Source organism: Neobacillus niacini NBRC 15566, assembly GCF_001591505.1.
Lineage (GTDB): Bacteria > Bacillota > Bacilli > Bacillales > Cytobacillaceae > Neobacillus > Neobacillus niacini.
Window position 1 is genome coordinate 62,473 of sequence record NZ_BCVA01000030.1, and the last position, 8,586, is coordinate 71,058.

Below are 8,586 nucleotides of genomic sequence, written 5' to 3' on the forward strand. Positions count from 1 at the left end.
AACATACATGCCGACACTTGAAAAGTGTAACAAAAGTTCATAGCAAGAGGAGGTGTAACGATGGAACCTATTACTATCATCTCCATTTTGCTTGGCATTATCGTCGGTGCCGTTGTTGGCTATTTTGTTCGTAAATCCATTGCTGAGGCAAAAATCGCGGGTGCAAAGGATGCTGCAGAGCAGATCCTTGAAGATGCAAAGCGTGATGCTGATTCTTTGAAAAAAGAAGCTTTGCTAGAGGCAAAGGATGAAATTCACAAGCTTCGTACAGAAGCCGAACGTGAGGTTCGTGAACGAAGAAATGAACTGCAAAAACAAGAAAACCGTTTACTGCAAAGAGAAGAGAATTTAGATCGAAAGGATGAATCGTTAAATAAACGAGAAATTCTGTTAGAAAAGAAGGATGATTCTCTAAACCAAAGACAACAGCATATTGAACAGATGGAAAGCAAAGTGGACGAGTTGGTACGAACACAACAAACTGAACTTGAACGTATTTCGAGTTTGACTCGTGAGGAAGCGAAGCACATCATTATCGATAAAATGGAGCAGGAGTTAACCTATGACACTGCGATAATGATTAAGGAAAGTGAAAACCGTGCGAAAGAGGAAGCAGATAAGAAAGCAAAAGAAATTCTTTCTCTTGCAATCCAGCGTTGCGCTGCTGACCATGTTGCGGAAACGACTGTATCTGTAGTCAACCTTCCAAATGATGAGATGAAAGGTCGTATTATTGGCCGTGAAGGAAGAAATATCCGTACACTAGAGACACTTACAGGAATTGACTTGATTATCGATGATACTCCAGAAGCTGTTATTCTATCAGGATTCGACCCGATTCGTCGAGAAACTGCGCGATTAGCGCTTGAAAAGTTAGTCCAAGATGGACGAATCCATCCTGCGCGAATTGAGGAAATGGTCGAAAAATCTCGTCGTGAAGTGGATGAGTACATCCGTGAAGTCGGTGAACAAACGACATTTGAGGTCGGAGTTCATGGATTACATCCGGATCTAATTAAAATCCTAGGACGCTTAAAGTTCCGTACAAGTTACGGTCAAAATGTCTTGAAGCACTCCATGGAGGTTGCACAGCTTTCGGGCTTACTTGCAGCTGAGCTTGGTGAAGATGAGACACTTGCACGTCGTGCAGGTCTATTACACGATATCGGAAAAGCGATTGACCATGAAGTGGAAGGAAGCCATGTTGAAATTGGGGTTGAACTTGCTACAAAATACAAGGAACACCCAGTTGTTATCAATAGTATTGCTTCGCACCATGGTGACACGGAACCAACATCAACCATTGCTGTTCTTGTGGCTGCTGCTGACGCTTTGTCAGCTGCGAGACCTGGGGCACGCAGTGAGACTCTTGAAAACTATATCCGCCGTTTAGAAAAGCTGGAGGAAATTTCTGAGTCTTATGAAGGTGTTGAGAAATCCTTTGCTATCCAAGCTGGCCGAGAGGTACGGATCATTGTAAGACCAGATGCGGTTGATGATCTAGCAGCACATCGTTTAGCTCGTGATATTCGAAAACGTATCGAAGAAGAACTCGATTATCCAGGACATATTAAAGTGACAGTCATCCGTGAAACACGGGCTGTAGAATACGCAAAATAAAGCGGTGCTCTAAGCACTGCTTTATTTTTTTGCGGTCTGTGTTAAATTGATTTGCGCTCCAGAAACCAGTGAAAGTAACTAAGTGGAGAAATTCCGGTTAAAAGTAGAATGGAGTCTCTTTTGGAGTAAATAAGGGGAGGTTTTCCGGTTATCCAAAGAAAAAACTTCTATACTCTCGCATTTCCGGGCAATAGGCGGAATTTCTCCGTCTAAATAAGCTATTTTTATTCGTAATTTCAAATTAAGCGGAATTCTTCCGTCTATTTAATCTTCTTAAAATTAATAAAATCAACAATAACCTGAAACACGCCTTTTTGAAAGGTAACGAGCGGTTAATTAAAATAAAAGTGTGATACAATTTATAATAAATAAATGCAACACGAAAGGATTACATATGAACTTATTATTTATTGGAGATGTTGTAGGATCACCAGGTCGAGATATGGTAAAAGAGTATGTGCCAAAAATAAAAGAAAAATATCGACCAAATTTTACTATTATTAATGGTGAAAATGCAGCAGGCGGCAGAGGTATAACAGAAAAAATCTATCGAGAATTTTTAGGTTCCGGTGCGCAGGCTGTAACCCTTGGAAATCACGCATGGGATAACAAGGAAATATTTGAATTTATTGAATCAGCAAAGAATATGGTCCGTCCTGCAAACTTTCCAGAAGGGACTCCCGGAAAAGGATTAGCGTTTTTTAAGGTGAATGACATAGAAGTAGCGGTCATCAATTTGCAGGGGCGAACCTTTATGCCACCGTTAGATTGTCCTTTTAAAAAGGCAGATGAATTAGTCGAAATCGCTCAAGAGCGTACACCTTTTATCTTTGTGGATTTTCATGCAGAAGCGACAAGTGAAAAACAGGCAATGGGCTGGTATTTGGATGGGAGGGTTTCTGCTGTCGTAGGTACACATACACATGTACAAACAGCAGATAGCCGCATCCTGCCAAACGGAACAGGGTATTTAACAGATGTAGGCATGACAGGGCCATATGATGGTATTCTTGGTATGGAAAGGGAAGCGGTCATCACTAAATTCCTAACAAGCCTTCCAGTGAGATTTGAGGTCCCTAAAACGGGTAGAACTCAGCTAAGTGGTGTCTACTTGGAACTTGACAGAAAAACAGGCAAATGCAAAAAAATGGAAAGAATTCTAATAAATGAAGATCATCCTTGGTATTCTTAACCTTCCACTATGGAAGGTTTTTCTCTTTTTATCAGTAAATATGCACTTTTTTTGTCCAAGCCGGAATATGTCTTTTGCAGAATGAATATAGTAGCAGTGGAATCTTATATACCTGATTTGCTCATGAAACTGCTCATGCCAGGATCGGGATTATACAAGGGGGAGCTAGGAATGGAAATATTAAAAGTTTCAGCAAAATCTAATCCTAATTCTGTAGCTGGTGCACTTGCTGGAGTTCTGCGTGAAAGAGGTGCAGCAGAAATACAGGCGATTGGTGCAGGTGCATTGAATCAAGCTGTTAAGGCAGTAGCGATTGCAAGAGGATTTGTAGCACCTAGCGGAGTTGATTTGATTTGCATCCCTGCGTTCACTGATATTCAGATTGATGGTGAAGAACGCACAGCTATAAAGCTTATTGTTGAACCAAGATGAAAGAGATAGAATCAATGAAGTCAAACAAGAGAATAAAACAAACTTTAACCTGCTTAAATTTTTAAGCAGGTATTTTTATATACAAATGATAAAATAATGTTATTCTAATATAAATGAAAACGTTTTCTTGAATAAAGTATTAAAGTAACATATTTTATTAGATTTATTAATAAATCGCATAACAACAACGTTTTATAATCATTTTACAGCTAGATATGAAGATTTACTATATGTCAATTTTTAAAATATAAAAAAATATTCATATTTTAGACAATATTTAGTCTGAAAGGGTTGCAATTTTTGGTTTAGAGGTCTAGAATTGTAAGCGTTTAGTACGTATTCTGAATTCATATTATTTAGTTTTTAGTGCTTTAAAAGACTAAATTCTAGTGAATTACTCGGAAAAGTGCTACACTATTAGTGATTTTAAAATATATTTTTTACATATCCAAAGGGGTGTAAGTCATGATCAATCAACTTTCGTGGAAAGTTGGCGGACAACAAGGGGAAGGTATTGAAAGTACAGGGGAAATATTTGCTATTGCATTAAATCGCCTAGGTTATTACTTGTATGGTTATCGTCACTTTTCATCTCGTATTAAAGGCGGACATACAAACAATAAAATCAGAGTAAGCACGACAGAAGTTCGTTCAATCTCTGATGATCTTGATGTTCTTGTCGCGTTTGACCAAGAAACTATCGATTTAAACTACAAAGAGTTACACGCGAAAGGTGTAATCCTTGCGGATGGTAAATTCACGCCGAAGAAACCGGAAGATACACAAGCTGCATTGTATGCGGTTCCATTTACAGAAATTGCTACTGAATTAGGAACATCTCTAATGAAAAACATGGTAGCGATTGGTGCTACATCAGCCGTCTTGAATCTTGATATTCATGTTTTTGAAGAAGTAGTTCAAGAGATTTTTGGTAAAAAAGGTGCGCAAGTAGTTGCGAAAAATATGGATGCCATTCAAGCTGGATATGATTATATGAAAAAACAGCTTGTGGATGGCGTTGAAATAATGGAACTTGAAAAAGCTGACGGCAAGAAGCGCATGTTCATGATTGGAAATGACGCAATTGCATTAGGAGCTGTCGCAGCTGGCTGCCGTTTTATGGCTGCTTACCCAATTACACCAGCTTCTGAAATAATGGAATATTTAATTAAAAAGCTTCCTGCACTTGGTGGTTCGGTTATTCAAACAGAGGATGAAATTGCTGCTTGTACAATGGCAATTGGTGCCAACTATGCTGGTGTTCGTACAATTACTGCTTCTGCTGGTCCTGGACTTTCATTAAAGATGGAAGCAATCGGATTATCTGGTATTACAGAAACTCCGCTTGTTATTGTTGATACCCAGCGTGGAGGTCCATCTACAGGACTACCAACAAAACAAGAGCAGTCAGATTTAATGGCAATGATCTATGGAACACATGGAGAAATCCCAAAAATCGTAATGGCTCCAAGTACCGTAGAAGAAGCATTCTATGATACTGCTGAAGCATTTAACCTTGCTGAAGAATATCAATGTCCTGTTATTATCCTTTCAGATCTTCAACTATCTCTAGGTAAGCAGACCGTTGAACCATTACGTATGGATAAAGTTGAAATCAGACGTGGTAAGCTGGTAACAGATGAAATTCCTGAAAATGAAAACAAAGGATATTTTAAACGTTATGAAGTGACGGCTGATGGAGTTTCACCGCGTGTGATCCCTGGTATGAAAAATGGTATCCACCATGTAACAGGTGTTGAACATGATGAAACTGGTAAACCTTCTGAATCCGCAGCAAACAGAATTGCCCAAATGGACAAGCGATTCCGTAAAATAGAAAATATTCGTTTCAACACACCTGTTTATAAAAATGTTAAACACGAAGATGCCGACGTTTTATTTGTTGGATTCAATTCTACTCGTGGTGTAATCGAAGAAGCAATGGTTCGTTTAGAAAACGAAGGCTTAAAAGTAAACCATGCTCAAATTCGTTTGATTCACCCGTTCCCAACGGACGAAGTATTACCACTTGTTCGTTCAGCTAAAAAAGTAGTAGTTGTTGAGAACAATGCTACTGGACAATTGGCTAACATTATGAAAATGAATGTCGGTCATGCCGAAAAGATTATTAAACATTTAAAATATGACGGTAATCCGTTCTTACCACACGAAGTATATACAAAATGTAAGGAGTTGTTCTAAACATGGCCACTTTTAAAGACTTTAGAAATAATGTAAAACCGAACTGGTGCCCTGGCTGTGGCGACTTCTCTGTACAAGCGGCAATGCAACGTGCAGCAGCGAATGTAGGTCTTGAGCCTGAAAACTTAGCTGTTATTTCTGGTATTGGATGTTCTGGCCGTATCTCTGGATACATTAATTCATATGGTTTCCATGGAATTCATGGCCGCTCATTACCAATCGCGCAAGGTGTGAAAATGGCAAATCGTGATCTAACAGTTATCGCTTCTGGTGGTGACGGAGACGGTTTTGCAATTGGTATGGGTCATACAATCCATGCAATTCGTAGAAATATTGATATTACTTACGTTGTAATGGATAACCAAATCTATGGCTTAACAAAGGGACAAACGTCTCCACGTTCCGCTGCTGGATTTAAAACAAAATCAACTCCGATGGGTTCTGTTGAACAAGCTATTTCTCCAATGGAGATGGCCCTAACTGCTGGCGCAACGTTTGTTGCACAAAGTTTTTCAACGGATCTAAAGGATTTAACTGCTTTAATTGAAGCAGGTATTAAGCATAAAGGGTTCTCTTTAATAAACGTATACAGCCCATGTGTAACGTACAATAAAGTTAACACATATGACTGGTTTAAAGAAAATCTAACGAAATTAAGTGATATTGAAGGTTATGATCCTTCAAACCGTGAAGAAGCTATGCAGACATTGATGAAGCATAATGGCTTAGTTACCGGTTTAATTTATCAAAACACTGAACGTCAATCTTATCAGGAATTAATCAATGGTTACTCTGAAACTCCTTTATCTCAGGCTGATTTAGACCTTGACCAAGAATATTTTGATAAATTAGTTGGCGAATTCATGTAATAGCAATTGTGAGAATCCCGTAGTGTGCTGCTGCGGGATTTTCTATTGTTTTCAAGGCTATTAACCTTTATACTATAATAATGTGCAGAAGTATATTAGAGGTGCTCTAACACTATGTACAGGTAAAAAATTACTTTATTAATATTAATAGACACATGAAGGAAAACGACTGAAAGGAGATTTTACTACTAATGAATGAAAAACAACGTTTAGAATCTAAACAAATTGAAGCTGCTAATTCTTCGGACAAAAAATCCGCCAAGGATTACAGTAAGTACTTTGAACAGGTCATTACGGCACCATCTTTAAAAGACGCTAAAACACGTGGTAAAGAAGAAGTGAAATACCACAACGATTTCTCCATTCCTGAAGAGTTTCGCGGTATGGGTGAAGGCAGAAAGTTCTATATCCGTACGTACGGCTGCCAGATGAACGAACACGATACGGAAGTAATGGCAGGAATCTTTTTAGCTTTAGGCTATGAACCGACTGATAATACAGAAGAGGCGAATGTCATTCTATTAAATACGTGTGCCATTCGTGAAAACGCTGAAAATAAAGTGTTTGGTGAACTAGGACATTTAAAGCATTTGAAGACCGAAAAGCCAGACCTACTAATAGGTGTATGTGGATGTATGTCACAGGAAGAATCTGTGGTCAATAAAATCTTAAAAACCTATAACCAAGTAGACATGATCTTTGGTACACATAACATTCATCGTCTGCCAAATATTTTACATGAAGCGTACATGTCTAAAGAAATGGTTGTGGAAGTTTGGTCAAAAGAAGGTGACGTAATTGAAAACCTTCCAAAAGTAAGACGCGGAAATATTAAGGCATGGGTCAACATTATGTACGGCTGTGACAAATTCTGTACCTATTGTATTGTTCCTTATACGCGCGGGAAGGAACGAAGCCGTCGTCCCGAAGAGATTATCCAGGAAGTACGTCATTTAGCGGCACAAGGCTATCAGGAAGTTACACTTTTGGGCCAAAACGTAAATGCGTATGGTAAAGACTTAGAAGATATGAACTATGGTTTAGGTGACCTTATGAACGAATTACGGAAGATTGATATCCCTCGTATTCGTTTCACGACAAGTCATCCACGTGACTTTGATGATCACTTGATTGAAGTCCTTTCAAAAGGCGGTAATCTAATGGACCATATTCATCTGCCTGTTCAATCTGGATCAACGGATGTATTAAAAATTATGGCTCGTAAATATACGAGAGAACAGTACTTAGAGTTAGTACGCAAAATTAAATCGGCTATTCCAAATGTTGCATTAACAACTGACATCATCGTGGGTTATCCAAATGAAACGGATGAACAATTTGAAGAAACGTTATCTTTATATCGTGAAGTAGGCTATGAACTAGCTTATACATTCATTTATTCTCCACGGGAGGGTACACCTGCAGCAAAAATGCAGGATAATGTTCCAATGGAGGTAAAGAAGGAACGTTTACAGCGTTTAAATGCGTTGGTCAACGAGCTATCTGCTGAAGCAATGAAAAAATATAAAGGCCAAATAGTTGAGGTTCTTGTTGAAGGGGAGAGCAAGAACAATCCTGACGTCCTAGCTGGATACACTTCAAGAAACAAGCTTGTGAATTTTGCAGCTCCAAAATCAGCAATTGGTAAAATTGTTAAAGTGAAAATTACGGACGCAAAAACATGGTCATTAAACGGAGAAATAGTGGAAGAATTAGAACCAGTTGAGGTGAAGTAAAGTGGCGGTATATACAAAAGATGATATCATCGCTCGTGCACAAGAATTAGCACGCATGATAGCAGAAACTGAGGAAGTTGATTTCTTTAAACGTGCAGAAGCACAGATTCATGTTAACCCAAAGGTTAGTACGTTAATTTCTGATATTAAGGGTTTACAAAAGCAAGCCGTTAATTTACAGCATTACGGTAAGCCAGAAGCATTGAAAAAAGTAGAAGACAAAATTGCTTCAATTGAACAGGAACTAGATGAAATTCCAGTTGTTCAAGAGTTTAAGCAGTCACAAATTGAAGTAAATGAACTGCTTCAGTTGATTGCTACAACCATCTCTAATAAGGTAACAGACGTCATTATCGAGTCAACTGGCGGAGATGTCTTAAAAGGTGAAACCGGTGCAAGTATTAGCACTGGTGGATCTTGCGGAAATCACGACCACGACCACGAACATTAAATAAACCAAACCAGGCTTTTATAAAAGCCTGGTTTTTTTGTGCATTTAACAAACTTAGATGGCTGTGTTGAAGGATACTGTAGA

General features: G+C 38.6%; 7 protein-coding genes. All 7 read left to right on the plus strand.

Annotated features, from left to right (window positions below; all coding sequences use genetic code 11):
• The first annotated feature begins 60 nt into the window (after positions 1 to 60).
• Positions 61 to 1,620, plus strand: a complete 1,560-nt coding sequence (gene rny / locus BANA01_RS19515) for a ribonuclease Y (RefSeq protein WP_034676706.1) — start codon at positions 61 to 63, stop codon at positions 1,618 to 1,620.
• Between the two features lie 394 nt (positions 1,621 to 2,014).
• The gene (locus BANA01_RS19520; protein ID WP_034676704.1) at positions 2,015 to 2,812 is read left to right on the plus strand and encodes a TIGR00282 family metallophosphoesterase; all 798 of its coding nucleotides are present in this window, start codon (positions 2,015 to 2,017) and stop codon (positions 2,810 to 2,812) included.
• Positions 2,813 to 2,983: 171 nt separating this feature from the next.
• Positions 2,984 to 3,244 (plus strand): stage V sporulation protein SpoVS, encoded by a 261-nt coding sequence (gene spoVS / locus BANA01_RS19525; protein WP_003181955.1) that lies wholly within the window; start codon positions 2,984 to 2,986, stop codon positions 3,242 to 3,244.
• A gap of 465 nt (positions 3,245 to 3,709) precedes the next feature.
• Positions 3,710 to 5,446 (plus strand): 2-oxoacid:acceptor oxidoreductase subunit alpha, encoded by a 1,737-nt coding sequence (locus BANA01_RS19530; RefSeq protein ID WP_034676703.1) that lies wholly within the window; start codon positions 3,710 to 3,712, stop codon positions 5,444 to 5,446.
• A gap of 2 nt (positions 5,447 to 5,448) precedes the next feature.
• On the plus strand, positions 5,449 to 6,315 hold the full coding sequence (locus tag BANA01_RS19535) for a 2-oxoacid:ferredoxin oxidoreductase subunit beta (protein WP_034676702.1): 867 nt from the start codon (positions 5,449 to 5,451) through the stop codon (positions 6,313 to 6,315).
• Between the two features lie 191 nt (positions 6,316 to 6,506).
• On the plus strand, positions 6,507 to 8,051 hold the full coding sequence (gene miaB / locus BANA01_RS19540) for a tRNA (N6-isopentenyl adenosine(37)-C2)-methylthiotransferase MiaB (RefSeq protein ID WP_034676701.1): 1,545 nt from the start codon (positions 6,507 to 6,509) through the stop codon (positions 8,049 to 8,051).
• Between the two features lies 1 nt (position 8,052).
• Positions 8,053 to 8,502 (plus strand): YlbF/YmcA family competence regulator, encoded by a 450-nt coding sequence (locus BANA01_RS19545; protein WP_034676700.1) that lies wholly within the window; start codon positions 8,053 to 8,055, stop codon positions 8,500 to 8,502.
• The last annotated feature ends 84 nt before the right edge of the window (positions 8,503 to 8,586 follow it).

Coding starts and splice junctions, on each gene's coding strand:
- rny (WP_034676706.1), top strand. CDS start 61: ATGGAACCTATTACTATCATCTCCATTTTGCTTGGCATTATCGTCGGT.
- BANA01_RS19520 (WP_034676704.1), top strand. CDS start 2,015: ATGAACTTATTATTTATTGGAGATGTTGTAGGATCACCAGGTCGAGAT.
- spoVS (WP_003181955.1), top strand. CDS start 2,984: ATGGAAATATTAAAAGTTTCAGCAAAATCTAATCCTAATTCTGTAGCT.
- BANA01_RS19530 (WP_034676703.1), top strand. CDS start 3,710: ATGATCAATCAACTTTCGTGGAAAGTTGGCGGACAACAAGGGGAAGGT.
- BANA01_RS19535 (WP_034676702.1), top strand. CDS start 5,449: ATGGCCACTTTTAAAGACTTTAGAAATAATGTAAAACCGAACTGGTGC.
- miaB (WP_034676701.1), top strand. CDS start 6,507: ATGAATGAAAAACAACGTTTAGAATCTAAACAAATTGAAGCTGCTAAT.